Raw genomic sequence first — 26,594 nt, 5'->3', positions numbered from 1 at the left:
GAGGTAACCATGGCGAGTTACACCGCGCCGGGCTGGTATGGCAAATTACCGGCCACCGGTGATTTTCTGCGCCAGCGGCTCAGTGAAGCCACGGTGACGCCGTGGAGCCACTGGTTTCAACAAGGCTTAATCCACTGGCATCAGCAGGAAGAGGCCAGTACGCAACAGTTTTTACGCGCGCCGGTATGGAATTTTGTCCTGCCGCTATCGCCGCTGCGCCAGCAAGTGCAGCTGGGCTGTCTGCTGCCCTCGTGCGATCGCGTCGGCCGTGCGTGGCCGCTGCTGGCGCTGCACAGCATTCCGCTCAGCGCGTGGCATGCTTCACAGCTGGCGATCTCCGGCGACTGGTATCAGGAACTCGGCGCGCTGCTGTGGCAGGCGGTGCGCGATCGCCACAGCCCGGACGCGCTGGAGACGCAGATTCAGCAGCTGGCTCCGCTGCTGCTGCCGGATAAGCAGCGCAGCGACATCATGGATGTGATTGGTTTTGACGATTTGCCCTGCACCCTGAGCTGGCGTGAAGTGGCCGACCGTTTTGATCCCCAACAGCACATTAGCTACTGGTGGAGTAATCGCAGTGACGGCTTTGCCCACGCCACGCATAAACACAGTGGCCCGCTCACCGCGCAACTTTTTTCGTTATTGTTTAACCCGGCGGCGGGTGCCCAGCCGGGACGTAATGGCCTCTATCCACCGATGTTTGAGTAGGCCAGTGCGCTTGCCTTGTTAACGGGATGACTCATGCAATTTACCATTGTGCAGTGCAATACGGATGTGCCCGCCAAAACCGTCGCGTTTAGCCCGCCCGGCGGGACCATCGGCCGCAGCCAGGATAACGACCTGGTGCTGCCCGACGAATCGCGCGCCATCTCGCGCCTGCAGGCGCTGGTGCACCTGTCGCCAAACGGCGAGTGCCGCCTGACCAATCAGGGCAGCGTCACTTCAGTGGTGCTGAACGGCGTGGCGCTGCAGCGCGGCTCGCAGGTGCGGCTGCGCCACGGCGATACGCTGCAGATTGGCGAATATGGCCTGGAAGTGCGCGACCCGGCGTGTCAGAACGCACCGCAGGATGATCCGCTGGCGTTTTTTGCTGACAGCGCCGCCGATCCGCTGGGTATGCAGCAGGACGAAAGCGTGCCGGAACCGGAAGTGCTGTCACAGAGCGACAGTCCGCGTCACGAACGCCGCCCGGACGCGCGCCTGGCGATCGATCCGCAAAGCGATGCGCCCGTAGTGCCAGCCGTGCTGCCAGGCGCCGATCAGGACAAACTGATCGCCGCGCTGCTGGAAGGCATGGGCCTGAATAATGGTCACCAGACGCCGATCACCGAAGAGCAGATGCGCGTCACTGGCCGCATGCTCAGCCTGTTTTCGCAGGGTACGGTTGCCCTGCTCTCTTCGCGCTCCATCCTCAAGCGCGGCGTGAAAGCCGACATGACGATGATCCTTAACGAAGCCAACAACCCGTTTAAAATTCTGCCTTCCGGCAAAACCGTGCTGATGCAGATGTACCAGAGCCAGATGCCTGGCTTCATGCCACCGGAAGCAGCGGTGCGCGATGCGCTGGTGGATTTACAGGCGCATCAGTTGGGGATGATTGCCGGCATTCGCGCCATCATTGCCGCGATGCTGCAGTCGTTTAATCCGCAGCGTCTGGAAGAGGAAGCGCGCAAAGACGGCGTGCTGCCTAAGATGCCGTTCAGCGGCGGACGCAAAGCGGCGCTGTGGGACTATTTTCTCCGTCACTATCAGCGCACCGCGGGCGAGATTGAAGATGACTTCCACACCCTGTTTGGTGAAGCCTTTCTGCATGCCTACGACATGGAAGTGAATCAGTACAAAGATTCCCAGACGCGGACCGAAGACGCATGAAGATGAAGTTTGCCAGCCGCTGCCAGCAGGGTATGCGTGACGAAAACCAGGATCGCACCGGTGCCGAAGTCGATGAACAGAAAGCCTGTTTTCTGGTGTGCGACGGCGTGGCCGGTCTGCCCGGCGGCGATTATGCCGCCCAGCTGGTGCGCGATACCCTGCTGACGCAGCTGCAGCAAAGCGACACGTTCACGCCGGAGAGTACGCGCGCGGCGATTGAAAAGTGTCAGCAAACGCTGGTCAGCGCCCAGGGGAACAATCCGAATTTTTCGCGCATGAGCACCACCCTTGCCGCCCTGTTTATTGACCGCACAACGCAGCGCGCATGGTGGGCGCACGCCGGTGATAGCCGGGTTTATCACTTCCGCCACGGGGTGCTGCATCAGGTGACGCGTGACCACAGTCTGGCGCAGCAGCTGCGCGAAGCCGGCTATGAAAATACCGGCATTAACAGTAATTTACTTTATAATGCGCTGGGTATTGAGCCGGCCCGACCGGCCACCTTCAGCGAGGTGATTGAGCTGACCGATGGTGACGCATTTCTGGTTTGTACCGACGGTTTCTGGCTCAACCTCACCACAGACGAAATGGAACAGGCACTGCGCATGGTAAACGCCTGCGAAGAGTGGCTGGCATTGATGGAACAGGCCGTAAACCGCAGTGTTAAAAGCGACAATCTCAGCGCTCTGGCAATCTGGATTGGCGAACCGCAGGACGCGACGCTGCTTTATTCCCAGGCTGATGCGGCACGTTTTCTGCCGTCACGTTATTGATTGCAAGGATCATTATGAAACTGTGGTTGCCGGGCGTTGCCGCCCTGTTACTGGCCCTGAATGCGCAGGCGGAAGATTACCGGGTGGTCTACTCGCCCAGCCTGTCGCTGGAAGTCTATATCGATAACGTTGCCAGTAATGCGCCCGACGACTGGTGTAAAGAGACGCTGCCGCTGCGCATCGTGTCCGGCAAAAGTAGCGACACCAGCATTCTTACCAGCTTCCTGCCGCGCGTCGGCACGCTGCTGGCGAACCAGTGCGGCCTGCTGGATGAGATCCCCTGGCAGATGACCAGCAAAGAGGGCAGCGTGCTGGCTAACGGCAGCGCGGCAAAACTGCAGAACTGGCGGCCGATCATCCTCAACGACGCGACCGCCAGCGCCAGCGCCAATACCGCAGCGCCGCTGGATTTATCGCGTCCGGCCGACAGCACGCCGCTGCAACACTTCGCCCTGCCCGGCGGCTGCCATTTCCGTACTTGGTGGGATGAAAACGGCGGTTCGCTGTTTATCCCTGAGAACCCGCAGCAGCATTGCTCAACCGAGGGCTGGCTGGAAGGTCCGGCGGCGATGACGCTGCTGAGTGACGGCAAAACGCGCAGCCAGACGGTAACCTTCCTGCAGGGTTATCCCATCGCCGATCTTACGCTGACCCGCACGCCACTGGAGGTGGTAGCGGTGAACAAACAGCGCATGATTGTCACGCGGCCCGATGCCAGCGATAGCTGGCTGGTGCTGCCGTTTGATGCTCAGCAGCACGTCTGGCGCTTCAGCGGCACGCTGCTGATTAAAATGGATAAAAACACCGGCACGGATAGCGAAGCGGTGAAATCGAGGGTTGATAGCTTACGCGGCATCTGGTCGCCGCAGTTTATGCCACAGCAAAAAGTGACTGTGTTACTGATTGACACCCTGCACGCCGATCTGGCCGATCCGGCAATTGGTGCCTGGCGTAACATTAATTAATTAGCGGTTGTTGCCCGCCGTCACCGGCGTGACGGGGCGCTACAGGACGTGTTCAGAGAGCTCACTATGTCGGCAAACGAAAATCATACCCCCAATGCCCTGCCTGCGGGCTACCGGTTTAACGAGTTTGAAATCAAGGAAGTGATCGGCGGCGGCGGCTTTGGCATTGTCTATCGCGCCTGGGATCATCAGCTGGAACGCACCATCGCCATCAAAGAGTACATGCCGGTGTCACTGGCGGTACGCGGTGCGGATCTGGCGCTGGAACTGCGCGGCGAGCGCTTCCAGAAACTGTTTAATGCCGGACGCAACAGCTTTATTCAGGAGGCACGGCTGCTGGCGCGCTTCAATCATCCCGGTCTGCTGCATGTCCTGCGCTTCTGGGAAGAGAACGGCACGGCTTACATGGGCACGCTCTACTACAGCGGCATGACGCTGAAAGAGTGGCAGCTCACCAGCCCGGACAGCATTGACGAAGCGTGGATTCGCCGTCTGTTACCGCCGCTGTTTGGTGCCATCAACACCATTCACACCGCCGGTTACCTGCATCGTGATATTTCGCTCGATAACATTCAGATTCAGGAAAATCAGCTGCCGGTGCTGCTCGACTTTGGCTCGGCGCGCAAAGAGATTGGCAACCTGTCGGATGAAACCGAGATCATGCTCAAGCCGGGCTTCGCGCCGATTGAGCAGTACAGCGAAGAGGGAGAAGTCGAACAGGGACCCTGGACCGATATCTACGCGCTGGGCGCGGTGCTGCATACGCTGATCACCGGCCACGCGCCGCCGGTCAGCGTGGTGCGCTGCATTGAAGATAACTACCAGCCGCTGGTGGAGCGCAAGCCTGAGGGGTATTCGCTGCCGCTGCTGCACGCGATCGACTGCGCGCTGGCGATGAAGCCGGAAGACCGGCCACAGAGTATTGATGCTTTTGCCCGGCTGATCGATCTGCCGGTGAGCGATGTCGAAGCGCTGGTGACGACCTTCCCGGTGGAGAGCCAGTCCGCGCCGGAGCCGGTAGCGGCCGTGCCGGAACCGCAGGTAATGGCGGTGAATCATGCCGCCGCCGCGATTGAACCGGTGACGCCACGCAATGTGCGCCGTTTGTCGCCTGCCCTGCTCGCCGCCGCTGCCGTGGCCTTGCTTGCCGTGGTGGTCGTGGTGTGGAAAGCCAATCGCCCGAGCGACGCACCGCCGGTGGCGGCCAGCAGCGCCCCGGCGGCGACGCCAACAGCGGGCAGCGCGCCCGCCAGCAGCGCACCAACCATGGCGACGGTTTATCTGCAGTTGCAGGCAGGGGAAAATATCGTGCTGAACGGCGAAGCGAAGGATGTGAAACCCGCCAGCAGCGGTTTCGCCTCGCTGAATCTGGCGGCAGGCAGCTATCGTATTGAAGTGCATCACGGCAGCCAGGTGCGCAGCCAGATGCTGACGATTAACCAGCCGGGCACCTGGCTGATTAATCCGGGTAATTGAGGTTAGCCGCGCGCGGCGCTCTGCTGCAGCGCGCGCACTTCGGCCGCAAGGCGCGTTAACGCCTCTTCCTGCATGCCGCGTTTGCCCAGCTCCTGTTCCAGCGAGAACAGATACTGCGCGTTGCTGCCAAGCGGACCACTGGCCTGAGCGATCAGCGGAGCAATGGTGCTGCGGCAGGAGTCGGCTTCATACAGCGGATGACGCGGATCCATGATAAACACCAGCGCCGTAACCGTGCGGCCATCCTCCAGCGTCAGTTCACACCAGGTGGGCAGATAGCAGCCGGTGATCATTTCCCGTTTCCACAGCAGCTCAAGCTCTTCATGCAGGCGCGCTTCCGGCAGGCGAAACGCCAGACCGCAGGTAGAACCGCCCTCTTTCAGCGCCAGCATCCGTCCCGGTGCGGCAACGGTGCCGCGTCCGGCGGTCAGCCGCAGGCAAAAAGCACGGTGCCAGCCCTCAAGCCGTCCGGTCGCCACCTCTTCCGCTTCAAAGACCGGGTTCCACATCAGGGAACCGTAGCCGAAGATCCACACCGGGCTTTGATCGGGACGACAGGCAAGTGTGGCGCAGAGCGACGCGGCGCGCTTCTCACAGCTCCACAGCAGCGCTTCGTCAATATCACCAAATGAAGTTTTGCAATCCGCTTTTAGTAAGAATTCCCGGGTTAACACTGCGATCTCCTCTACTGCGCTGACCTTCCTGTCGATATAGCTCCCTGAATCTGCGATTTTACAGGCGGCGCCCGCGGCGTCGACTTAAGACAAGACAGTAATGCATTTGCCATAAACGTTTCAAGATTGACCCCGATCACAAAGGGGAAATTATCTGTAAATAGCATCGGCTGCCTGGCAGGATTCTTGAACGAAGCGCGGAGAAGTGTGAAGCGGGCCGCAGTGGCCCGCGCGTGAGCTAGTGTTTAGGATGCCACTTGTCGTCCTCGCCTTTGGCGTACTCTTTTTTGACCGCCGCCCAGGCGACTTTGTGTGCCACCTGCTCGCGCGATTCATCACCGCGACGATTGTCTTCATCTTTATACTGATCCCAGGCGCTGTTAAACGCCTTTTGGTAGATGGTTTGCGCATGGCCCGGCAGCACGTGGCGCACGCTGTCCGGCAGTTCCCGGTTCGATGAATAAGGCATAGTTCCTCCTGTTTCAGGTTCCCTGTATAAGTCTGGAAGAGAACGGCAAAAACGCAAACCTGCTATTTCATACTTCTGCCAGCAAATAAGGCGGGTAGTGAGGATAAGGCCAGATGATTCAGTTCTGTTCTTACTCCTTTCATGCAGGATAGATTAGAAACACGCACTCTTAACCTGCTGATGAAAAGGGTTAATTCGCTGATTAGCGCTAATTTCACTTCGTTCAGGTAAAAATGACAAAAAGTAAAAACGCGTAAAAAATCTGCGTGAGCAGTGGTGAAAAGTTACACTGCGCTTCGTCAGATGAGTCACTATATTTATCAGGCAGCAATTGCCTGTTTTTGTTCTTTTTGCCGAAGAGGATGGCGCATGGCTGGACATGAGAAGACCCGACACAGCGAGTATTCGCTGATTTTCCCGATTCTGGCGCTGGCGGTGCTGAGCTTTTTTGGCGGCCAGACAGCGCTTCTGCCGGTAATCGGCATCAATCTGCTGGCGCTGGTGGCGATTTTAAGCAGCGCCTTCAGCGTAGTACGTCACGCCGACGTTCTGGCGCACCGGTTAGGTGAACCTTACGGCTCGCTGATCCTCAGCCTGTCAGTGGTAATTCTGGAAGTGAGCCTGATTTCGGCGCTGATGGCGACCGGCGATGCAGCGCCCGCGCTGATGCGCGATACGCTCTACTCCATCATCATGATCGTTACCGCCGGACTGGTGGGCTGTGCCCTGCTGCTAGGCGGGCGTAAATTTGCCACCCAGTACGTTAACCTGGCCGGCGTGAAGCAGTACATGATCGCCATTTTCCCGCTGGCGATTCTGGTGCTGGTGTTTCCTAATGCCCTGCCCGGCGGCAATTTCACCACCGCGCAGGCGCTGATCATTGCGGCGATCTCTGCGGCGATGTACGGCGTGTTCCTGCTGATTCAGACCAAAACCCACCAGAGCCTGTTTGTTTACGAGCATGAAGACGAGAGCGATGATGGCGACCCGCATCACGGCAAACCTTCCGCGCACAGCTCGCTGTGGCACACCGCGTGGCTGATTGTGCATCTGATTGCGGTGATCAGCGTGACCAAGATGAACGCCAACTCGCTGGAAATGCTGCTTACTGAAATGAACGCGCCGGAGCAGTTTACCGGTTTCCTCGTCGCGCTGCTGATTCTGTCGCCGGAAGGTCTGGGCGCAATCAAGGCGGTGCTGATGAATCAGGTGCAGCGCGCGATGAACCTGTTTTTCGGTTCGGTGCTGGCCACTATTTCATTGACGGTGCCGACGGTGACCATTATCGCCACCCTGACCGGTCAGCAGTTGATTTTCGGCCTTGAGCCGCCGCATATGGTGGTGATGAGCGCGGTGCTGATTCTGTGCCACATATCGTTCTCCACGGGCCGCACCAACGTGCTCAACGGCGCAGCACATCTGGCCCTGTTTGCCGGCTATCTGCTGACGATTATGCTGTAACGTGGAATTAAGTGGTCGCCATAAATGGCGACCCTACAGCGCAGGGTGCGCATTCATGCGCATCAGGTGTATCGGTCGTCATGAACGGCGACCGTACAATGTAGGGTGCGCATAAATGCGCACCTGGATAAAGATATCTTTACGGCTTAATAACAGCCGTTAGCACATCTGGCCCTGCCAGCTATTTGCTAAAAATTAAGCCTTAAATCGAATAGTTTATTGCAAATCTTCTGTTTACCCGAAGAAGTTAAAATGTTCACCGCATGCACTCTGGCTGCCAGTCATTATTTATGATTGCCTGTAAATAATCCATACGTCAATTGATTTACATTCTTTTCAGCGCCGACACCGTATCAAAATGCTGCTTGTACGTTAAAACCTTACCGCTTAGCGATGGACGCTATCAGCTTTAATGTCAACCATGAGAGAAAAGCAGATAATAAAATAGTTGCGATAATCAACGCATCAATGGTCGATAAAAAAACATGAAAAGGGTTCACTAATTTACCTAACAGCATATACGATGATTCGGAAAGGAACCTGAACATGACCTCAGGAATAATAATTGCGTAGCCTAGCGTTAAGACAATTAGTAATAGTATCCGTTTCATTTCATGTATGCTCCTTGCAACAAGATATGATAAGTATATAATCGTTTCTTAAGGATTTCTACAGTAAGGGATGATTAACCATGTCGTATCTGAAATTGAAGCTTCAGGCCGATCGTACCATTGCACTCAATTTTGAAAAAGCACTGGCGCAACTGCGTGAAGAAACGCGAACCGCCAGTATCACAGTTGCCTCGGGCATTGAAAGAGTTAGCTGGTATGGTTCCTGCGTTTTTGATGATTACAAAGATGTGTGTAAACGACTGAGAAATGAAGATGTTCGTATGTTTTCAGCTCTGCCACAGGTTTTTTCACGACATGATGTCATCCTTGATATGGTTGAAATCTACTTTAGAAAAAAACTTGCGCGTCTCAGTGAACATAATGTTCAAAATCTGGTGCGCCAACTTGCTGAAAAGGCGGCTAATTATACAAGCGGTAAAGCTTCAAAACTCACCATTTCATTTCTTATCGCGCGCATAGTTACCGAATCTAAAGTTTTTAAGAGTTCGCTGGTTGATGTGATTGACCAGACCTCGCTTTATAGTGTCACAGTTTTAAAATTTTATGGGAAAATACAAATCGCTGCAACAGCAGCTCAGCATTTAAAATTTGCGGATCCGGAATATTATTTCGATCTGTATCAACAGAAATTAGAAATGCTTTATTATCTCATAGAGCCTGAAATGTCTAAAATTATTTACTTAAAGAAATCCGGCTCAACAAATGATGAGCAAATACTGGCATTAGTAGAACGGTTACTGACAAAATGAAACGAATCTTTTCCTGGTTCTATGCATGGTTAAGTCAGTCTTTTTTTTCACTAATACCGGTGATTGCGGCGGTAGCAGGTGGAATACTTTTGACAGCGCTTTTCCCTCATTATGGGCTGTTATTGACTCTACTGTGGGTCATTGCCATGGGTGCTATTTACGTGAAATATTTTAGATGGTTTTGACGGTCAATTTCAGTTGATACTTTATGTAATCCCTTCGTTGTTAAGCGCCTGCGACAGAATTAACCATTCTATTACAAAGGCACCCGCGGGTGCCTTTGCTGTTGCTATGACAAATCAGTTACTGGTATCCAGCTCCGGGAAGCTTTTAACCAGATCATCAATCGCTTTCATCTGCGCCAGGAACGGTTCCAGCTTATCAAGCGGCAGCGCGGACGGGCCGTCGCATTTGGCGCTGTTCGGCTCCGGGTGCGCTTCGATGAACAGACCGGCGATGCCTACCGCCATGCCCGCACGCGCCAGTTCGGCAACCTGCGCACGACGACCGCCAGAGGCCGCGCCAAACGGATCGCGCGTCTGCAGCGCATGGGTGACGTCAAAAATCACCGGGCTGTTATTAGTGACTTTCTTCATCACGTTGAAACCGAGCATATCAACCACCAGGTTGTCATACCCGAAGTTGCTGCCGCGATCGCACAGAATCACCTTGTCGTTGCCACCTTCGGCAAACTTATCGACGATATTGCCCATCTGGCCCGGGCTGACGAACTGCGGCTTCTTCACGTTGATCACGGCACCGGTTTTCGCCATCGCTTCCACCAGGTCGGTCTGACGCGCCAGGAAGGCCGGCAGCTGAATCACGTCCACCACATCGGCGACCGGCTGCGCCTGCCAGCTTTCGTGCACGTCAGTGATAATTTTCACGCCGAACGCCTGCTTCAGCGCCTGGAAAATTTTCATGCCTTCGTCGAGGCCAGGACCACGGTAAGACTTGATGGAAGAGCGGTTGGCTTTGTCAAAAGAGGCTTTGAACACATACGGAATGCCGAGCTTGTCGGTTACCTTCACGTAATGTTCGCAGATGCGCATGGCGAGATCCTGGGATTCCAGCACGTTCATGCCGCCGAAGAGAACAAATGGCAGATCGTTTGCGACCTTGATATCGCCGATACTCACTACTTTCTGTGTCATGCCCTTTCCTTAAATGTCGGGGGACGCTTAGTGCAGCGTCACCTGTTTCTGTTCAATTGCGTGGATCTGCACTTTAATCATCTCGCTGACTGGGTCTTCAGGACACTGTTCAACGAAATAGGTCAAATCGGTCAGTGCGATATGCTCGCACTCCAGCTGGGCGTAAATCAAACCGCGGTCGCGAATCTCATAGGGATCGTCCGGGTCGATTTGCAGCAGCACCTGGCTGACGTTGAGCGCCAGCTCCATCTGCTTCTCATCCATCAGCGCCGCTTTCAGCGTGTCGAGCATTTTGCGCATCACGCTGACGGTTTTTGCTTCGTCGAGGTCGTCAGAATAGAGCTTTGCCGTCGGGCTGATGTTGCCCTTCAGCCACACTTCCAGCGTGTGGGTGTCGAGCGTCTCACCGTTAAACGGATTGATCAGCCACATTTCACCGTCGAGCCAGTCGGCACGCAGTATCAGCTGCGTCGGGAAAATCACCGGCATCAGCGGCAGCTCAAGCTCATCCGCAATGTGCAGCAGAATCACGCCGAGCGACACCGCCGTTCCCTGCCGGCTCTTCAGCACTTTATCGATCCACAGCGCGTCTGACAGATTGTACACGCCGCTGGCACCGCCAAAGCCCCACTGCTGGTAAAACAGATCGAGCAGCTTCTCCAGCTGCAGATCCGCATCCTGTTCGCTACTGACATAGCGCCGCGCCTCTTCAACCAGGTCAGCCAGCTGCTGCTGGACGGAAGGCGCGGAAAAATCATTGCGTATGGCGCAGGTCGCGCCAATCACCGCTTCACTTAACGGTGTTTCACTGTAATCAAGTTGCACTGGCGAGGTCATACTATCCCCAATAACGGCATTTTGGTCATCGCCAGTTTAATCACCAGCAATAATGCGACCACGGCGACTAAACAGGCGACCCAGCGGGTCGCCATGCTGCGCGGGCGACGACTCAATGCCACGGAACCTAAGGCGATGTAGATGATAACCGCTAACAGCTTCTCCGTCAGCCAGCTTCCTTGTGGGGTAAACGGATAAAAGTGGGTAATCAGCACCAGCAGTGCACCGCTGAGCAGCAGGAATGTATCGTTGACGTGCGGCGCAATGCGCACCCAGCGCCGTTGCAGCTGGGCAGATCCGGTGGTCAGCCAGTAAAAACGCAGCAGAAACAGCGTGATGGTGATCGCGACCGTCAGCAGATGGAAATTTTTTATCAGCGGATACCAGCTGGCCATAGTGCTTCCTTAAGTAAGTTGTCCAAGCGTGACGCGCGGATTGCCGCCGTAATCCTCAACGGTGGTGACCGCCTGAAAGCCATTACGGGTCAGCAGCGCGCGTACAGCCTCGCCCTGCTGCCAGCCGTGTTCCAGCAGCAGCCAACCCTGCGGTTGCAACCAGTGCGGCGCGCGTTCAATGATTAATCGTAAATCGGCCAGCCCGGCCTCCTCCGCCACCAGCGCGCTGAGCGGCTCAAAACGCACGTCACCCTGCTGCAGATGTTCATCGGCGGCATCAATGTAAGGCGGATTGCTGACAATCAGATCGAAACGTTGGGCGGGCAGATCGTCGAACCAGTGGCTGCGCACAAATCCGGCGTTGGTGAGGTGCAGGCGCTGGGCGTTGTCCTGCGCCAGCGCAACCGCGGCGGCGATGCGGTCGCAGCCGGTAATCTGGCAATCGGGCCGCTCGCTGGCCAGCGCCAGCGCAATGGCGCCGGTGCCGGTACCGAGATCGAGCACCGCGGAAGGCGTCGCGGGCAGCCGCAGCAGCGCCTGCTCCACCAGCACTTCGGTATCCGGACGCGGAATCAGCGTGGCATCACTGACGCGCAGCGGCAGCGACCAGAACTCGCGTTCGCCCACCAGATGCGCAATCGGCTCACCGCGCACGCGGCGTGCCAGTAACGTCTCCAGCTGCGCCAGTTGCGCATCATCGAGCGGGCTGTCGTCAAACGCTATCAGCCAGCTGCGCGATTTGCCGGTGACAAAACCCAGCAGAATCTCCGCGTCGCGCTTCGGGCTATCGCCTCCGCACAACGCAGCCTGCGCCTGCTGCAGCCAGCGCCGGACGTTCATCACTCCTGCCCGGCCAGTGCGGCCAGCTGGTCAGCCTGATACTCCTGCACAATCGGCTCGATCAGCGTATCCAGTTTGCCTTCCATGGTTTCGTCGAGGCGGTAGAGCGTCAGGTTGATGCGGTGATCGGTCACGCGCCCCTGCGGGAAGTTATAGGTACGAATACGGTCGGAACGGTCGCCGCTGCCCAGCAGGTTACGCCGCGTTGAGGCTTCCGCCGCCTGGCGCTTTGCCATTTCCGCCGCGTGAATACGTGCGCCCAGCACCGCCAGCGCTTTGGCTTTGTTTTTGTGCTGCGAGCGCTCATCCTGGCACTCCACCACGATGCCGGTTGGCAGGTGGGTGATACGGATCGCCGAATCGGTGGTGTTAACGTGCTGACCGCCTGCGCCGGAAGAGCGGAAGGTGTCGATTTTCAGATCGCCCGGATTGATGTCCGGCAGTTCGGCTTCCGGCAGCTCCGGCATCACCGCCACGGTACAGGCGGAGGTGTGAATGCGCCCCTGCGATTCGGTTTCCGGCACGCGCTGCACGCGATGGCCGCCGGATTCAAACTTCATGCGGCCATAGGCGCCATCACCGGTGATACGCGCAATGACTTCTTTGTAGCCGCCATGCTCGCCATCGTTGGCGCTCATGATCTCCACCTGCCAGCGACGCGCTTCGGCATAGCGACTGTACATGCGGAACAGATCGCCGGCGAAAATCGCCGCTTCGTCGCCACCGGTACCGGCACGCACTTCGATAAAACACGGACGTTCATCGTCGGGATCTTTCGGCAGCAGCAGCACCTGAAGCTGCTGTTCCAGCACCTCGCGCTTGTCGCGCGACAGCTTTAACTCTTCCTGCGCCATGTCGCGCATTTCCGCATCGTCGAGCAGCATTTCAGCCGTTTCGACATCTTCCTGCACCTGCTGCCATTCGCGGAAACAACGGGTGACGTCGCTCAGCTGGGCATATTCACGTGATAACGCGCGGAAACGGTCCTGATCGCCAATTACGCCGGCATCGCCCAGTAACGCTTCAACTTCTTCATGGCGTTCCTGCAGCGCTTCCAGCTTGGCAACAATCGAGCTCTTCATCTAATAGAGGGTATCCCAGTGATAGGTCGTGACAGACCAGATTACTCTAAACCGAGGCTGTCACGTAAGATCTGCAGGCGTTCGCTGTCGCCGTCGCGCGCGGCCTGCTGCAGTGATTTGGTTGGTGCATGAATTAAACGGTTGGTGAGCTTGTGTGCCAGCTCCTGCAAGACTTTTTCGGCATCAGCACCCTGACGCAATGCCGCCAGCGCACGATCCTGCAGCTCGGCGCGCACGTCGTCAGCCTGCGCGCGGTATTCGCGGATGGTCTCACCGGCGCTTTGCGCGCGCAGCCAGGCCATGAATTCACCGCTCTCCTGCACCACAATGCTTTCCGCCTGCACCGCCGCCGCTTTGCGCTGCGCCATGTTCTGCTCGATGATCGCCTGCAGATCATCCACGCTGTACAGATAAGCGTTGGCCAGCTTGCCCACTTCCGGCTCAACATCGCGCGGCACGGCGATATCCACCAGCAGCATAGGCTGATTGCGGCGCGCCTTCAGCGCCCGTTCCACCATGCCTTTGCCAATAATCGGCAGCGGACTGGCGGTGGAGGAGATAATGATATCGGCATCGGCCAGGCGGGTTTCGATATCGGCAAGGCCAATCACTTCGGCGCCGACTTCGTCCGCCAGCAGCTGTGCGCGTTCACGCGTGCGGTTGGCGATCATCAGTTTGCGCACGCTGTGTTCGCGCAGGTGGCGCGCCACCAGTTCGATGGTTTCACCGGCACCAACCAGCAGCACGTTAACGCTGCTAAGTGATTCGAAAATCTGACGGGCTAAGGAGCAGGCAGCAAAGGCGACCGACACCGCGCTGGCGCCGATTTCGGTTTCGGTGCGCACGCGCTTGGCCACCGAGAAGGTTTTCTGGAACATGCGTTCCAGCTCGCTGCTCAGCGCATGGTCGCGCGAGGAGTCAGCATGGGCTTTTTTGACCTGACCGAGAATCTGTGGCTCGCCCAGCACCAGCGAGTCGAGTCCGCTGGCCACGCGCATCAGGTGGCTGACCGCCGCGTTATCCTGATGCCAGTACAGGCTGTTGCGCACGTCCTCTTCACGTAAGTCGTGATACTCGCACAACCAGCGCACCAGCTGCTCCTGCAGATCGGTCTGCTGCTCTACGCTGAGGTAGAGTTCCGTCCGGTTACAGGTAGAAAGCACCACCCCGCTCTGCACCATCGGCTGAGACAGCAAGCTGTTCAGCGCCTGGTCCAGCGTGTCTGGCGTGAACGAAACACGTTCGCGCAGCGCAACAGGTGCGGTTTTGTGGTTGATTCCGAGAGCAAGCAGCGTCATGGTGATTCGGGTTGGGAAGTCCCAATAATTGTCAGGTTTTGTGCTGCGCATTCTACAAGATGCAACAGATCAAGAAAAGCCATACAAAGCCTATGACTGTAATAAGATTAAACTGATCGTGCGCAATTATCCTGACATCGCCATTGACGGCACAGAGACGGATGGTTAGCGTTACCGGTTACGACGTAAAAACGTGTCTGAGGAGACGACCACGTGATGCATTTGCCCCCGCGCCAGCTGTTGCGCCTTTTGCCCCTTGCCAGCGTGTTGCTGGCTGCCTGTAGCATCAACAAACCCCAGCAAGGTCCCGGTCCCAGCACGACATCGCCGCAGTGGCAGCAACACCAGCAGGCGGTAGCGAAAATTACCCAGTACCAGACGCGCGGCGCGTTTGCCTATCTGTCGGATAAGCAGAAGGTTTATGCCCGTTTTAACTGGCAGCAAACTGCCGCAGACCGTTACCGTCTGCTGCTGACTAACCCGCTCGGCAGCACAGAACTGCAGCTCGACGCGCAGGGTTCGGTGGTGCAGATTGTCGATAACAAAGGCAAACGCTACGTCAGCAACGACGCGGAGAAGATGATTTCCCAGCTCACCGGCATGGATATTCCGCTGGCGAACCTGCGTCAGTGGATGATGGGGCTGCCAGGCGACGCCAGCGACTACCAGCTGAACAACAATTATCAGCTGCAAAGCCTGACCTACAGCCGCAACGGCCAGCAGTGGAAGGTGACTATCAGCGATTACGACAGCAAGGTGAACCCGCCGCTGCCGGCCAACCTCGAACTGACCGAAGGCGGTCAGCGCATCAAACTGCGCATGGATAGCTGGACCACACAATGATCACCACCTGGCCCGCGCCGGCAAAGCTCAACCTGTTTCTCTACATTACCGGCCGTCGTGCAGACGGCTACCACAATTTGCAGACGCTGTTTCAGTTTCTCGATGTTGGCGACACCCTGGAGATTACCCCGGATAACAGCGGCAGTATCACCCTGCTGACGCCGCTCGACGGCGTGGCCGATGAAGACAACCTGATCGTGCGGGCGGCGCTGGCGCTGCGTGCCGCAGCGGCGGACAAAGGCACGCTGCCGCCGCAGGCCGGTGCCCGGATCGCGCTGGAGAAGCGCCTGCCGATGGGCGGTGGTCTGGGCGGTGGCTCGTCTGATGCAGCGACGGTGCTGGTGGCGCTGAACCATCTGTGGCGCACCCAACTCAGCGTGGATGAGCTGGCTACGCTTGGCGTGCGTCTCGGTGCCGATGTGCCGGTATTTGTGCACGGCCATGCGGCGTTTGCCGAAGGGGTCGGCGAGCAATTGCAGCCCGCGTTTCCGGCGGAAAAATGGTATCTGGTGGCCCATCCTGGCGTCAGCATCGCCACCCCGGATCTGTTTCGCGATCCTGAACTGACGCGCGATTCACCAATACGCACATTAGATGAACTGTTGCAGCGTCCTTTTCACAATGATTGTGAAGCGGTAGCAAGAAAACGTTTTCGTGAGGTTGATGCGCTGCTTTCCTGGCTGCTAGAATACGCGCCGTCGCGCCTGACAGGGACCGGCGCTTGTGTGTTTGCTGAATTTGACACCGAGTCCGCTGCTCGTCAGGTGCTGGAGCTTGCCCCGAAATGGATGTGCGGATTTGTGGCGCGTGGGCTTAATCTCTCGCCGTTACAGCGTACCCTTTCCGGGCTCTAAGCGTAAACGTGACAGTGTCACCCTGTTCCAGACACTGCACGTGACGCATTAACACACCCGTATGAACAGGCTCAAATGTATTCGCCGGTTATTTTTGAGCGGTTCATTCTCTGGACGCCAAGCCTGAGGTTCTTCTCGTGCCTGATATGAAGCTATTTGCTGGTAACGCCACCCCGGAACTAGCACAACGTATTGCCAACCGCCTTTACACCAGCCTCGGAGACGCCGCTGTCGGACGTTTCAGCGATGGCGAAGTAAGTGTACAGATTAATGAAAATGTACGCGGTGGTGATATTTTCATCATCCAGTCCACCTGTGCCCCCACCAATGATAACTTGATGGAGCTGGTTGTGATGGTCGACGCACTGCGTCGGGCTTCTGCTGGTCGTATTACTGCTGTAATCCCTTACTTTGGCTATGCCCGTCAGGACCGCCGCGTGCGTTCTGCCCGCGTGCCAATTACCGCCAAAGTTGTGGCTGATTTCCTCTCCAGCGTCGGCGTGGACCGTGTACTGACGGTTGACCTGCACGCTGAACAGATCCAGGGCTTCTTTGATGTCCCGGTGGATAACGTGTTCGGTAGCCCGATTCTGCTGGAAGATATGCTGCAGATTGGTCTGGAAAACCCGATTGTGGTTTCGCCGGACATCGGTGGCGTAGTGCGCGCTCGCGCTATCGCCAAACTGCTCAACGACACCGACATGGCCATCATCGACAAACGTCGCCCGCGTGCGAACGTGTCGCAGGTGATGCACATCATCGGTGACGTTGCCGGTCGTGACTGCGTACTGGTCGACGATATGATCGACACCGGCGGTACGCTGTGCAAAGCGGCTGAAGCACTGAAAGAGCGCGGCGCGAAACGCGTGTTCGCTTACGCCACCCACCCAATCTTCTCTGGCAACGCGGTGGAAAATCTGCGCAAGTCAGTGATTGATCAGGTGATTGTTTGCGACACCATTCCGCTGTCGGAAGAGATGAAGTCACTGCCTAACGTGCGTACGCTGACGCTGTCTGGCATGCTGGCCGAAGCCATTCGTCGTATCAGCAACGAAGAATCGATTTCGGCGATGTTCGAACATTAATTGTTCGCGAAAAACCGGGCGCCCTGCCCGGTTTTTTATTGCCTGTGCGCGGAGTAACATCCCGATAAAGCCGCTTCCGCCGCCACTATTTGCGCGATAAATGGCCTCAAAATCCGCCAATCTCCCCGCCTTCCACTCTTTTTATCAGACAAGCGCATCCGGGCTTTAGCGGTCCAGTGATTAGTGATATTTTTCACCACACTTTTGCTGAGAACTCCGACCACCATGCCACTCGACATTTATACGTTGTTTATTTGCGAGCTCTACGTGCTGGGGTTTCTGAGCATTATTTTGATTTTTGCCTGGGTCGGGGCGCAGTACGACCGGGTGCTGGGTTTTACCACCCTGACGCTAATACTGACGCTTGCCGCCGTGCTGCTCAGTAGCCTGCGCAGCGCCGGTTTGCACTTTTTGCCGGTGGCAGTCGGGAATGTCATCATGCTGCTGGCCTACGGCACCCTGCTCAACGCCTTTCGTACTTTTTGCCGCCTTCCACTCGGTTTTTGCTGGATCACTGGCGCGCTACTGTGGGCGCTGCTTTGTGCCTTTCCGCAGTTCTACCACGGCCAGCCGAAACGCGTGCTGGTCATGTGCCTGCTGTGCATCATCTTTACCGCCGCGCTGATTCGTCTGCTGTGGCAGGCACGCGCCTCGCTGACCGTCACTTTCTGGCCCGCGCAGATACTGCTGTGGATCCACTTACTGTTCCATCTGGCGCGCATTTTCCTTGACGATGCGGTAGCCACCCCCGTACCGGGCGCCATTGGCGGGTCCGGCTTTTCGGTGTATGTGATTCTGGAGTCGATCCTCTTCGTCATCGGCCTGACATTCACTATCCTGGCGATGGTCAATGAGCGTACGCAGATCGCCCATAAGCTGGCGTCGCTGCACGATCCGCTTACCGGCGTCTGGAACCGGCGCGCATTGTTTGAGGCCGCAGAAAAACTGCTGCTGCGCCACGCACGTTTGCCGCAGCCCTATATTTACAGTGCAGTGCTGTTCGACCTCGATCATTTCAAAAGCATTAACGATCGCTATGGCCATCAGCAGGGGGATCGGGTGCTGGTCGATTTTTGTCAGGTGGTGAAAGCGTTAATGCCGGTTGAGGGTCAGTTTGCCCGGCTGGGCGGTGAGGAGTTTGCCGCGTTGCTTCCTGGCGACAGAGAGCAGGCGCAGCGCATATGTGAGCGTATCCGGCTGGCGACACAGCTGTCGCTACCCAACGACATCGGTTATACGGTGAGCATTGGCTTTGCTACTGCCAGCCAGCGGCATCAGGCTTTTCCCGCCCTGCTGGCGCTGGCTGATGAAGCCTTGTATCGCGCTAAAGCCGCCGGACGTAACCGCGTCGAAGGTTATCAGACGCCGCAGGCGGCAATGGCTGAAGCCGGTTAGTGCGTTGAGTGGTGATCGCGACGGCAGCGTTTGTCACCGTAGTGACGCAGCCAGTAGTAGCGGTCTTCTACCCTCTCCCGCCCGCTGACACGTGCGCCGACCAGCCACAGTAGCGCACCCACGAAAATACTGAACATCGCTCCATGCGCGAGGAACTGTGGCAGGTTGACCGACGGCAGCTGGTTAATGATGGAATAACCCACTCCGAGCACCATGGTTAACAAGCCGAGACACATCAAACCATTACCGACGGTGCGGCAGTGTTGACGTTTCATGATTCACCTCCATCCTTTTCAGCAACGCAGAAAACAGCACGTTTGGTTAACTGGTCATAAGTTTAGGCAATGGCTGGCGGTTAAGATGCGTACAGGATCACACATCCTTCACAATGTCTGACAAAACTTTACCGCCAGTACCTTGATTTCGATAGAAATTGATTAGTCACCTCAGGTCATTAATCTGCCATTACGCCCTTTGTCATCCCCGCCGGCAGGCAGTAAACTATCGCCCTTTCGCAGCGAGACAGGATAAACATCGTGAGCAGCATTAAACTGATTGTGGGGCTGGCCAATCCCGGCGCTGAATACGCGGCAACGCGCCATAACGCTGGCGCCTGGTATGTGGATTTACTTTGCTCGCGCCATAATCAGTCTCTCAAAGAGGAGCCGAAGTTTTTCGGCTACACCGCGCGCCTGTCGCTGGCCGGCGAGGATGTGCGCCTGCTGGTGCCCACCACCTTTATGAACCTGAGCGGCAAAGCGGTGGCGGCGATGGCAACGTTCTATCGCATTACGCCGGAAGAGATTCTGGTGGCACACGATGAAATGGACCTGCCGCCGGGCGTGGCGAAATTCAAACAGGGCGGCGGCCATGGCGGTCATAATGGCCTGAAAGACATCATCAGCAAGCTCGGTAATAACAACAATTTTCATCGCCTGCGCGTCGGTATCGGCCATCCGGGCGATCGTAACAAGGTCACCGGATTTGTGCTCGGCAAGGCACCGGCCAGCGAGCAGAAGCTGATTGACGAGGCGGTCGACGAAGCGGTGCGCTGCACCGAACTGTGGCTAAAAGAAGATAAGATTAAGGCGATGAACCGTCTGCACGCCTTCAAAGCCAGCTAAGCCAATTCCCGCGCCGCCGCAGGGAATTCTGTGTATAATGCGCGAAAATTTTTGAATCAGTCGGCGCTGTCTGCCAGCGCTGCACACTCAGTGAGAAAGGTAAGATCATGGGATTTAAATGCGGTATTGTGGGCCTGCCGAACGTCGGTAAATCCACCCTGTTCAACGCGCTGACCAAAGCGGGTATCGAAGCAGCCAACTTTCCGTTCTGCACCATCGAACCCAACACCGGCGTGGTGCCGATGCCTGACCTGCGCCTCGATCAGCTGAGCGAAATTGTTAAGCCACAGCGCGTGGTGCCAACCACCATGGAGTTCGTGGACATCGCCGGTCTGGTAAAAGGCGCGTCGAAAGGTGAAGGCCTGGGCAACCAGTTCCTGACCAACATCCGCGAAACTGAAGCCATCGGCCACGTAGTGCGCTGCTTTGAAAACGACAACATCATCCACGTCTCCGGTAAAGTAAACCCGGCAGAAGATATTGATGTCATCAACACCGAGCTGGCGCTGTCGGATCTCGACACCTGCGAACGTGCCATTCAGCGCTGCCAGAAGAAAGCCAAAGGCGGCGACAAAGATGCTAAAGCGGAACTGGCCGCGCTGGAGAAGTGCCTGCCGCATCTGGAAAACGCCGGTATGCTGCGCTCGCTGGCGCTGGACGCCGATGAGAAAGCCGCGATCCGCTATCTCAGCTTTCTGACGCTGAAGCCGACCATGTACATCGCCAACGTCAATGAAGACGGTTTCGAGAACAACCCGTATCTCGACCAGGTGCGCGCGATTGCTGAAGCCGAAGGCTCAGTAGTGGTGCCGGTCTGTGCGGCAGTGGAATCGGACATCGCCGAGCTGGAAGATGAAGAGCGCGACGAATTCATGGCCGAGCTGGGCCTGGAAGAGCCGGGCCTCAACCGCGTGATCCGCGCCGGTTATGCCCTGCTCAACCTGCAGACTTACTTCACCGCAGGCGTGAAAGAAGTGCGTGCCTGGACCATCCCGGTTGGCGCCACCGCACCGCAGGCAGCCGGTAAAATCCACACCGACTTCGAAAAAGGCTTTATCCGCGCTCAGACCATCGCGTTCGAAGATTTCATCACATACAAAGGTGAACAGGGTGCGAAAGAAGCCGGCAAAATGCGTTCAGAAGGTAAAGAGTACATCGTGAAAGATGGCGATGTGATGAACTTCCTGTTTAACGTCTGATTGGCTTCCAGGGTGTCATGAGGTTCCACTTATCTCATGAACCCGCAAAAATAAAATCCACGCATTTGCGTGGATTTTTTATGGCTGAAGCCCTGTCGGCAGGCTAATTATCCGATCCGTTAGTGGCATACAGCGGCCATGACTCAAACAGATAGCCGTCGAAATCAATGTCGTCCACATCAGAGAACTCCAGCAGCAGCTGCTTGACGTTTTCCAGGTGCTGCCACATCGCCTGTTTCGCGGCGCGCGCGTCTTTCTTGATTAAGGCGGCGAGGATCTTTTTATGATCGTCGAGCCACTTTTTGCGGTAGTTGGTGTTGATCAGATGCCGATGCAGCTGGCTCCACATCACGTTGTCTTCACGCCACTGCCAGGATTGTTTGAACAGCTCCACCAGCATGCTGTTATGCGTGGCTTCGGCAATCGCCAGGTGGAAATTACGATCGCCGTTTTCACTGTCGTTCACTGCGCCTGACGCCAGCTCACGCTCTTCCAGCGCCAGCGCCTGACGCATTTTAATGATGTCTTCGCGCGTCGCCTGTAACGCAGCGAATTCGGCGATATTACTTTCCAGCAGCTGGCGGGCCTGTAGCATCTCAAACGGACCGGCCGCATTGCAGGCGGTTTGCGCAGCGGCACGCGGTGCCGGCGTGTCGTTGATCACGTAAATGCCTGCGCCACGCCGCACTTCAATCAACCCTTCCAGCTCCAGCATAATCAGCGCCTCACGCACCAGCGTGCGCGTGACGTTCAGCAGCATCGCCAGTTCACGCTCTGGCGGCAACCGCTCGCCAATCGCGTACTGTTTCTGCGTAATCATGTTGCGAAGCATCTCGCCCACTTCCTGATAGGGTCGCTGTGCTGAAGCTTGTGGTTTCATAACGCTCTTTTCTGCTGGTTCAGACATTAGGCCGCCAAATTTTCTACCCTGCACTATAACACAGGGCGTGATTTTCACCGTGGGTTAAGGGTGAAGTAGCGTCGGGCGTTATCGAAGCAGATATCCTGCAACATCGCGCCCAGCGCGGCTTCATCGTGCGGCACAATGCCGTCACGCACCCACTCGCCAAACAGATTGCACAGAATGCGGCGGAAGTATTCGTGCCGCGTATAAGAGAGAAAACTGCGCGAATCAGTCAGCATGCCAACGAACTGGCTGAGCAGCCCCATCTGCGCCAGCTGCTCTAATTGCCGCAGCATCCCGTCACGCTGATCGTTGAACCACCAGCCAGAGCCGAACTGCATCTTGCCCGCCATCCCTGCGCCCTGAAAGTTACCCGCCATGGTAGCCAGCACTTCGTTGTCACGCGGATTGAGGCAGTAAAGAATGGTTTTTGGCAGCTGGTCATTGGTGTCCATCGCGTCCAGCAGGCGCGCCAGCGGCCAGGCAACAGGATGATCGCCGATGGAGTCGAAACCGCTGTCCGGGCCGAGCTGACGGAACATGCGCGTGCTGTTATTGCGGATCGCACCGATATGTAATTGCATCGCCCAGCCACGGCAGGCATACTCCGCGCCCAGCCACACCAGCACAGCGGTGCTGAACTGCGCAATCTCCAGCTCGCTCAGCGCCGTACCGCTGCGGCGTCTGGCGAGAATGCCATCCAGCACGCTGTCGGCTGGCACCGCAGCATAGCGCAGCGTTTCAATGCCGTGGTCGGCGGCGCGGCAGCCATGGGCGGAAAAGTGGTCCAGACGGCGCAGAAGCGCCACACGCAGCGCATCAAAGCTGTCGATACTGACATCCGCGGCAGCTTCCAGCCGGGTCAGGTAATCAGTGAATCCTTCCAGTTCAATCTTGAAAACCCGGTCCGGACGCCAGCTCGGTGCCACCTCAATATCAAAGCTGCTGTCTTCAGCTATCTGACGATGATACTGCAGGGAATCAACCGGATCGTCGGTGGTGCCCACCATGCGGACATTCATCTGGCGCATAATACCGCGTGCGGAAAATTCAGGCGTGGCCACCTTCTCCGCACACTCATGCCAGATGCGCGGTGCGGTTTCAGGTCCAAACAGCGTGTCAGTGATACCGAACGGCCGGCGCAGCTCCAGATGCGTCCAGTGATAGAGCGGATTGCCAAGCGTTTTCGGCACGGTCTGCGCCCAGGCCAGGTATTTATCGTAATCGCTGGTGGTGTTACCGGTGATCAGTGATTCCTCTACGCCCGCCGCGCGCAGTGCGCGCCATTTGTAGTGATCGCCCTCCAGCCAGATTTGCCCGAGGTTGGCAAACTGCCGGTCTTCTGCAATCTCCTGCGGATTGAGGTGGCAGTGGTAATCATAGATCGGCATCTGCGCCGCCACGTCGTGATACAGGCGACGCGCCACCTCGCTGTGCAGCAGAAAATCATCATCCATAAAGCGCTTCATTTGGCCTCCGGATTGAGGGATGCAACCGCGACTCTGGCACCCTGCTGGCACAGGCGGTCATAGGTGTGTTGCAGGGCGGCAACAAAGGCCGGATTGGCGGGTAAATCGTCCGCAAAGATCTCGTTAATGCCCAGCAGCGCCTGCACGCGCGCGGGGCCTGAAGGAAACTGCTGATTAATCCGCTCAAACTTCGCGACCAGCGGATCAGCCACCGGGTAGCGCTCGCCCTTCTCGTCTTCGCCGAGGATATAACGCATCCAGCCCGCGATGCCGAGCAGCAGATGCCGGCAGTCACTGCCGTGGTGCAGATGATAACGCAGCGAATCCAGCATGCGCTGTGGCAGTTTCTGACTGCCATCGCTGGCAATTTGCGCCGTGCGATGGCGCAGCGACGGATTACTGAAGCGCTCAAGCAGTTGATGCGCATACGCGTTCAGATCGCTGCCTGCTGGCATCGTTAGCGTGGCACGCTGTTCAGTCAGCATCAGCGACAGCGCAGCCTGACGGTAAGCGGGCAGCTGCATAGTATCTGCGATAGTTTCACAACCGCCGAGGTAGCCAAGATACGCCAGAAACGAGTGCGTGCCATTCAGCAGACGCAGTTTCATCAACTCGTAGGGGGCGACATCCGGAACAAATTGCGCACCAACGCGCTGCCAGTCGGGACGTCCCGCCACGAAGTTATCTTCAATCACCCACTGACGAAACGGTTCGCAGGCGACACCGCAGGGATCGGCGATGCCCAGCAGCCCGGTAATCTCGCGCTGCGTCTCTTCCGTCACGGCCGGCACGATGCGGTCAACCATGGTGCAGGGAAATGTAACCTGTTGCTCAATCCATGCCGCCAGCGCCGCATCCTGCCGTTGTGCCAGACCGATGACCGCAGCCCGCGCGACGTGGCCGTTATCACGCAGATTGTCGCATGACAGCACGGTAAAAGGCGCTAACCCGGCTTCACGCCGCAAGCGCAGCGCCTCAACGATAAAGCCAATGGCGGATTTCGGCTGCCGGGGATGGGCCAGATCGTGCACGATCAGCGGATGAGTACTGTCCAGTTCGCCGGTTGCGCCATGAGTGCAATAGCCTTTTTCGGTTACCGTCAGCGAGACGATGGCGGTTTCCGCGCGGGCAAGCGCGTTAAGAATGCCGTCACAACCGTCCAGCGCCGGGTGCAGCGCGGAGTGTACGGAACCAATGATTTTGACGTCATGACGCGTCGCGCCTTGCTCGGTGACGCTGTAGAGCAAATTCTGCGCGCGCAATTGTTCCACCAGCTGTCTGCCGCTGGCCGACATCAGGTTGACCTCGCAAATGCCCCAGTCGCTGTCGCTTATCTCCAGCAGATGGTGCTGATAGAGCGCCTGATGCGCGCGATGAAACGCGCCGCAGCCGATGTGCACGATGCGCGGCACCAGCCGCTGCTGCTGCCATGCGGGCCGCGCCACTTTAATGCTGGCGTCGGCAAGGTTGTGTTGCATGTGAACTCCTCAGTGTCCGGCGCGACTGTGCGTCCGCCGGGCAAGCGGTACAGGACGACCGGCGTCAGAAAAAGGCGCGGTGTATCGCCAGCTCAACGCCACGAATCTCAGCCAGACCTTTCAGCCGGCCAATCGCGGAATAGCCCGGGTTGGTTTTCTTATGCAGATCGTCCAGCATCTGATGCCCGTGGTCGGGCCGCATCGGGATCAGGTCTTCCTGCCCCGTATTACGACGGCGCTGCTCCTCTTCGGCAATCGCTTTGATCACCGCAAACATATCGACATCGCCGCCAAGGTGCGCGGCTTCGTGGAAAGTTTTGGGGTTGGCTTCACGCCGGGTTGAGCGCAGATGGGCAAAATAGATGCGCGGCCCAAAACGTTTCACCATGCCGGCTAAATCATTTTCCGCCAGTACGCCGTAGGAGCCGGTACACATCGTAAAGCCGTTGGCCGGGCTGTCGATGGTGTCGATCATCCACTGCAGGTCGTCGGCACTGGAGACGATACGCGGCAGGCCGAGGATCGGGCGCGGCGGATCGTCAGGATGTACCGCCATGCGAATACCGACCTCTTCAGCGACCGGGATAATGCCGCGCAAGAACGTGGCAAAGTGCTCGCGCAGCCGGGCTTTGTCGATGCCGTCATAGCGCGCCAGCTGAGCACGGAACTGCGCCAGCGTATAGCCCTCTTCCGCGCCGGGTAATCCGGCGATGATGTTACGCGTCAGTCGCAGCTTGTGCTCTTCGCTCATGCTGGCGAAGCGCGCAGCAGCCTGGGCTATCTCGTCAGTGCTGTAATCATTTTCTGCGCCCTGACGCTGCAGGATATGCAGCTCAAATACCGCAAATTCAATCTGATCGAAGCGCAGCGCTTTCGCGCCATCCGGCAGCTCGAACGCCAGATCGGTGCGCGTCCAGTCCAGAATCGGCATGAAGTTGTAGCACACGGTGTGGATGCCGCACTGCGCCAGATTGCGCAGCGACTGCTGATAGTTGCTGATCCACTGCTGGCACTCCCCGCTGCCGGTTTTGATCTCCTCATGGATCGGCACACTCTCCACCACCGACCAGGCCAGCCCGGCCGCCTCAATCATCGCTTTGCGCTGCAAAATCTCCTCCACCGGCCACACCTCGCCGTTAGGGATGTGATGCAGGGCAGTCACAATGCCGGTAGCGCCCGCCTGTCGGGCATCGGCGAGTGAAACGGGATCGTCAGGGCCATACCAGCGCCAGGTCTGCTTCATGTCGTTCTCTCCTGCGGGCCTGAGCATCACTCTCAAAGCCCTCCATTTTGGTTGACCAATTTTACAAGCAAAGCGCTTTATGAGTCATAAAAAGTGCCTGCGCAGCGTCAAATTCGGCTTTTCACCGGCAGAAGTCAACCTGATAAATGATTTTGGTTAACCAGATCACAAATACCGCATCAGGCTGGCGACCACCTGACCTAACTGTGGTTCACTCCCGGCGGATAGTTAAAACAGGACGCATCACGCCACGCCCGGCAATCAAGGGCCAGGGAGTTATGCGCTGGCCGGTATGGACTCCACCTCCGGCCAGGCAGTCACAG

Annotated in this window: 26 protein-coding genes; 13 read left to right on the top strand and 13 right to left on the bottom strand. The window is 57.3% G+C overall.

From position 1 onward, the window contains the following. The first annotated feature begins 9 nt into the window (after positions 1–9). The 5 genes from tagF (at position 10) to K7H94_RS08105 (ending at position 5,086) form a co-directional block, all read left to right on the top strand. Positions 10–708, top strand: a complete 699-nt coding sequence (gene tagF / locus K7H94_RS08125; RefSeq protein ID WP_058771215.1) for a type VI secretion system-associated protein TagF — start codon at positions 10–12, stop codon at positions 706–708. A gap of 33 nt (positions 709–741) precedes the next feature. Next, positions 742–1,872 (top strand): type VI secretion system-associated FHA domain protein TagH, encoded by a 1,131-nt coding sequence (tagH, locus tag K7H94_RS08120; RefSeq protein WP_222951936.1) that lies wholly within the window; start codon positions 742–744, stop codon positions 1,870–1,872. Beyond that, entirely contained in the window at positions 1,869–2,645 is a 777-nt protein-coding gene (locus tag K7H94_RS08115) for a PP2C family protein-serine/threonine phosphatase (protein ID WP_058771213.1), read from the top strand. The genes tagH and K7H94_RS08115 overlap by 4 nt, the downstream gene beginning before the upstream one ends. A gap of 14 nt (positions 2,646–2,659) precedes the next feature. Then, positions 2,660–3,610: a hypothetical protein gene (locus K7H94_RS08110; protein WP_058757494.1), complete on the top strand. Its 951-nt coding sequence runs from the start codon at positions 2,660–2,662 to the stop codon at positions 3,608–3,610. Positions 3,611–3,676: 66 nt separating this feature from the next. Continuing rightward, positions 3,677–5,086 carry a serine/threonine protein kinase gene (locus K7H94_RS08105; protein ID WP_059009785.1) on the top strand — a complete coding sequence of 470 codons (1,410 nt, stop codon included), beginning with the start codon at positions 3,677–3,679 and terminating at the stop codon, positions 5,084–5,086. A gap of 2 nt (positions 5,087–5,088) precedes the next feature. Here the strand turns inward: K7H94_RS08105 and K7H94_RS08100 are convergent, their stop codons facing one another. Further along, positions 5,089–5,760 (bottom strand): gamma-glutamylcyclotransferase, encoded by a 672-nt coding sequence (locus tag K7H94_RS08100; protein ID WP_222951935.1) that lies wholly within the window; start codon positions 5,758–5,760, stop codon positions 5,089–5,091. 238 nt (positions 5,761–5,998) lie between these two features. Next, positions 5,999–6,229 (bottom strand): putative cation transport regulator ChaB, encoded by a 231-nt coding sequence (gene chaB, locus K7H94_RS08095; protein WP_222951934.1) that lies wholly within the window; start codon positions 6,227–6,229, stop codon positions 5,999–6,001. A gap of 369 nt (positions 6,230–6,598) precedes the next feature. Between chaB and chaA the strand changes: the two genes are divergently transcribed. Further along, positions 6,599–7,690 (top strand): sodium-potassium/proton antiporter ChaA, encoded by a 1,092-nt coding sequence (chaA, locus tag K7H94_RS08090; protein ID WP_021508693.1) that lies wholly within the window; start codon positions 6,599–6,601, stop codon positions 7,688–7,690. Positions 7,691–8,381: 691 nt separating this feature from the next. Then, entirely contained in the window at positions 8,382–9,071 is a 690-nt protein-coding gene (locus K7H94_RS08085) for a hypothetical protein (RefSeq protein ID WP_222951933.1), read from the top strand. A 299-nt stretch (positions 9,072–9,370) separates the two neighbouring features. On the opposite strand, the gene kdsA is transcribed toward K7H94_RS08085, so the two are convergent. Genes kdsA through hemA form a run of 6 tightly spaced genes read right to left on the bottom strand, consistent with a single transcriptional unit; the run spans position 9,371 to position 14,677 of the window. After that, on the bottom strand, positions 9,371–10,225 hold the full coding sequence (gene kdsA, locus K7H94_RS08080; protein ID WP_021509944.1) for a 3-deoxy-8-phosphooctulonate synthase: 855 nt from the start codon (positions 10,223–10,225) through the stop codon (positions 9,371–9,373). Positions 10,226–10,252: 27 nt separating this feature from the next. Next, entirely contained in the window at positions 10,253–11,062 is an 810-nt protein-coding gene (gene sirB1 / locus K7H94_RS08075; protein ID WP_021509943.1) for an invasion regulator SirB1, read from the bottom strand. Further along, on the bottom strand, positions 11,059–11,457 hold the full coding sequence (locus K7H94_RS08070; protein WP_222951932.1) for a SirB2 family protein: 399 nt from the start codon (positions 11,455–11,457) through the stop codon (positions 11,059–11,061). Before K7H94_RS08070 ends, sirB1 begins: the two co-directional genes overlap by 4 nt. A 9-nt stretch (positions 11,458–11,466) precedes the next feature. After that, a complete protein-coding gene (prmC, locus tag K7H94_RS08065) occupies positions 11,467–12,297 on the bottom strand; it encodes a peptide chain release factor N(5)-glutamine methyltransferase (RefSeq protein WP_222951931.1) in 831 nt (276 codons plus the stop codon). Further along, complete coding sequence (prfA, locus tag K7H94_RS08060) at positions 12,297–13,379, bottom strand: peptide chain release factor 1 (RefSeq protein WP_058780680.1); 1,083 nt, start codon at positions 13,377–13,379, stop codon at positions 12,297–12,299. The genes prmC and prfA overlap by 1 nt, the downstream gene beginning before the upstream one ends. Positions 13,380–13,420: 41 nt before the next feature. Beyond that, positions 13,421–14,677, bottom strand: a complete 1,257-nt coding sequence (gene hemA, locus K7H94_RS08055) for a glutamyl-tRNA reductase (protein WP_021509939.1) — start codon at positions 14,675–14,677, stop codon at positions 13,421–13,423. A 216-nt stretch (positions 14,678–14,893) separates the two neighbouring features. Between hemA and lolB the strand changes: the two genes are divergently transcribed. The 4 genes from lolB to K7H94_RS08035 all read left to right on the top strand — a co-directional run bounded on the left by lolB (position 14,894) and on the right by K7H94_RS08035 (position 18,854). Further along, the gene (gene lolB, locus K7H94_RS08050) at positions 14,894–15,520 is read left to right on the top strand and encodes a lipoprotein insertase outer membrane protein LolB (protein ID WP_058757488.1); all 627 of its coding nucleotides are present in this window, start codon (positions 14,894–14,896) and stop codon (positions 15,518–15,520) included. Then, complete coding sequence (gene ispE, locus K7H94_RS08045) at positions 15,517–16,374, top strand: 4-(cytidine 5'-diphospho)-2-C-methyl-D-erythritol kinase (RefSeq protein WP_222951930.1); 858 nt, start codon at positions 15,517–15,519, stop codon at positions 16,372–16,374. The genes lolB and ispE overlap by 4 nt, the downstream gene beginning before the upstream one ends. A 137-nt stretch (positions 16,375–16,511) precedes the next feature. Further along, on the top strand, positions 16,512–17,459 hold the full coding sequence (gene prs / locus K7H94_RS08040) for a ribose-phosphate diphosphokinase (protein WP_006118899.1): 948 nt from the start codon (positions 16,512–16,514) through the stop codon (positions 17,457–17,459). Positions 17,460–17,684: 225 nt separating this feature from the next. Beyond that, complete coding sequence (locus tag K7H94_RS08035) at positions 17,685–18,854, top strand: GGDEF domain-containing protein (protein WP_222951929.1); 1,170 nt, start codon at positions 17,685–17,687, stop codon at positions 18,852–18,854. Here the strand turns inward: K7H94_RS08035 and ychH are convergent. Further along, complete coding sequence (gene ychH / locus K7H94_RS08030) at positions 18,851–19,129, bottom strand: stress-induced protein YchH (protein ID WP_021509933.1); 279 nt, start codon at positions 19,127–19,129, stop codon at positions 18,851–18,853. The two genes, K7H94_RS08035 and ychH, sit on opposite strands and share 4 nt — an antisense overlap. Positions 19,130–19,390: 261 nt before the next feature. Between ychH and pth the strand changes: the two genes are divergently transcribed. Both pth and ychF read left to right on the top strand, forming a co-directional pair. After that, a complete protein-coding gene (pth, locus tag K7H94_RS08025) occupies positions 19,391–19,978 on the top strand; it encodes an aminoacyl-tRNA hydrolase (RefSeq protein WP_021509932.1) in 588 nt (195 codons plus the stop codon). A 107-nt stretch (positions 19,979–20,085) separates the two neighbouring features. Further along, a complete protein-coding gene (gene ychF / locus K7H94_RS08020) occupies positions 20,086–21,177 on the top strand; it encodes a redox-regulated ATPase YchF (protein WP_021509931.1) in 1,092 nt (363 codons plus the stop codon). 103 nt (positions 21,178–21,280) lie between these two features. On the opposite strand, the gene uxuR is transcribed toward ychF, so the two are convergent. The 4 genes from uxuR to uxuA all read right to left on the bottom strand — a co-directional run bounded on the left by uxuR (position 21,281) and on the right by uxuA (position 26,271). Further along, entirely contained in the window at positions 21,281–22,057 is a 777-nt protein-coding gene (gene uxuR / locus K7H94_RS08015) for a Uxu operon transcriptional regulator (RefSeq protein WP_031280188.1), read from the bottom strand. A 74-nt stretch (positions 22,058–22,131) separates the two neighbouring features. Further along, complete coding sequence (gene uxaC, locus K7H94_RS08010) at positions 22,132–23,550, bottom strand: glucuronate isomerase (protein ID WP_222951928.1); 1,419 nt, start codon at positions 23,548–23,550, stop codon at positions 22,132–22,134. Further along, complete coding sequence (locus K7H94_RS08005) at positions 23,547–25,028, bottom strand: fructuronate reductase (protein ID WP_222951927.1); 1,482 nt, start codon at positions 25,026–25,028, stop codon at positions 23,547–23,549. Before K7H94_RS08005 ends, uxaC begins: the two co-directional genes overlap by 4 nt. A gap of 64 nt (positions 25,029–25,092) precedes the next feature. Next, positions 25,093–26,271 carry a mannonate dehydratase gene (gene uxuA, locus K7H94_RS08000; RefSeq protein ID WP_222951926.1) on the bottom strand — a complete coding sequence of 393 codons (1,179 nt, stop codon included), beginning with the start codon at positions 26,269–26,271 and terminating at the stop codon, positions 25,093–25,095. Positions 26,272–26,594: the final 323 nt, after the last annotated feature.

Origin of the sequence: Pantoea dispersa, from assembly GCF_019890955.1 — a bacterium.
Classification (GTDB): domain Bacteria; phylum Pseudomonadota; class Gammaproteobacteria; order Enterobacterales; family Enterobacteriaceae; genus Pantoea; species Pantoea dispersa.
This window is presented reverse-complemented; position numbering and strand designations above follow the sequence as displayed.

Bases quoted from the DNA above. Each gene is read 5' to 3' on its own strand.
- ychH (WP_021509933.1), bottom strand. From the start codon at position 19,129: ATGAAACGTCAACACTGCCGCACCGTCGGTAATGGTTTGATGTGTCTC.
- uxuA (WP_222951926.1), bottom strand. From the start codon at position 26,271: ATGAAGCAGACCTGGCGCTGGTATGGCCCTGACGATCCCGTTTCACTC.
- ispE (WP_222951930.1), top strand. From the start codon at position 15,517: ATGATCACCACCTGGCCCGCGCCGGCAAAGCTCAACCTGTTTCTCTAC.
- K7H94_RS08110 (WP_058757494.1), top strand. From the start codon at position 2,660: ATGAAACTGTGGTTGCCGGGCGTTGCCGCCCTGTTACTGGCCCTGAAT.
- lolB (WP_058757488.1), top strand. From the start codon at position 14,894: ATGCATTTGCCCCCGCGCCAGCTGTTGCGCCTTTTGCCCCTTGCCAGC.
- prfA (WP_058780680.1), bottom strand. From the start codon at position 13,379: ATGAAGAGCTCGATTGTTGCCAAGCTGGAAGCGCTGCAGGAACGCCAT.
- uxuR (WP_031280188.1), bottom strand. From the start codon at position 22,057: ATGAAACCACAAGCTTCAGCACAGCGACCCTATCAGGAAGTGGGCGAG.
- K7H94_RS08105 (WP_059009785.1), top strand. From the start codon at position 3,677: ATGTCGGCAAACGAAAATCATACCCCCAATGCCCTGCCTGCGGGCTAC.
- K7H94_RS08035 (WP_222951929.1), top strand. From the start codon at position 17,685: ATGCCACTCGACATTTATACGTTGTTTATTTGCGAGCTCTACGTGCTG.
- kdsA (WP_021509944.1), bottom strand. From the start codon at position 10,225: ATGACACAGAAAGTAGTGAGTATCGGCGATATCAAGGTCGCAAACGAT.
- prmC (WP_222951931.1), bottom strand. From the start codon at position 12,297: ATGAACGTCCGGCGCTGGCTGCAGCAGGCGCAGGCTGCGTTGTGCGGA.
- chaB (WP_222951934.1), bottom strand. From the start codon at position 6,229: ATGCCTTATTCATCGAACCGGGAACTGCCGGACAGCGTGCGCCACGTG.
- sirB1 (WP_021509943.1), bottom strand. From the start codon at position 11,062: ATGACCTCGCCAGTGCAACTTGATTACAGTGAAACACCGTTAAGTGAA.
- K7H94_RS08115 (WP_058771213.1), top strand. From the start codon at position 1,869: ATGAAGATGAAGTTTGCCAGCCGCTGCCAGCAGGGTATGCGTGACGAA.
- K7H94_RS08070 (WP_222951932.1), bottom strand. From the start codon at position 11,457: ATGGCCAGCTGGTATCCGCTGATAAAAAATTTCCATCTGCTGACGGTC.
- ychF (WP_021509931.1), top strand. From the start codon at position 20,086: ATGGGATTTAAATGCGGTATTGTGGGCCTGCCGAACGTCGGTAAATCC.
- uxaC (WP_222951928.1), bottom strand. From the start codon at position 23,550: ATGAAGCGCTTTATGGATGATGATTTTCTGCTGCACAGCGAGGTGGCG.
- hemA (WP_021509939.1), bottom strand. From the start codon at position 14,677: ATGACGCTGCTTGCTCTCGGAATCAACCACAAAACCGCACCTGTTGCG.
- K7H94_RS08085 (WP_222951933.1), top strand. From the start codon at position 8,382: ATGTCGTATCTGAAATTGAAGCTTCAGGCCGATCGTACCATTGCACTC.
- chaA (WP_021508693.1), top strand. From the start codon at position 6,599: ATGGCTGGACATGAGAAGACCCGACACAGCGAGTATTCGCTGATTTTC.
- K7H94_RS08005 (WP_222951927.1), bottom strand. From the start codon at position 25,028: ATGCAACACAACCTTGCCGACGCCAGCATTAAAGTGGCGCGGCCCGCA.
- tagF (WP_058771215.1), top strand. From the start codon at position 10: ATGGCGAGTTACACCGCGCCGGGCTGGTATGGCAAATTACCGGCCACC.
- tagH (WP_222951936.1), top strand. From the start codon at position 742: ATGCAATTTACCATTGTGCAGTGCAATACGGATGTGCCCGCCAAAACC.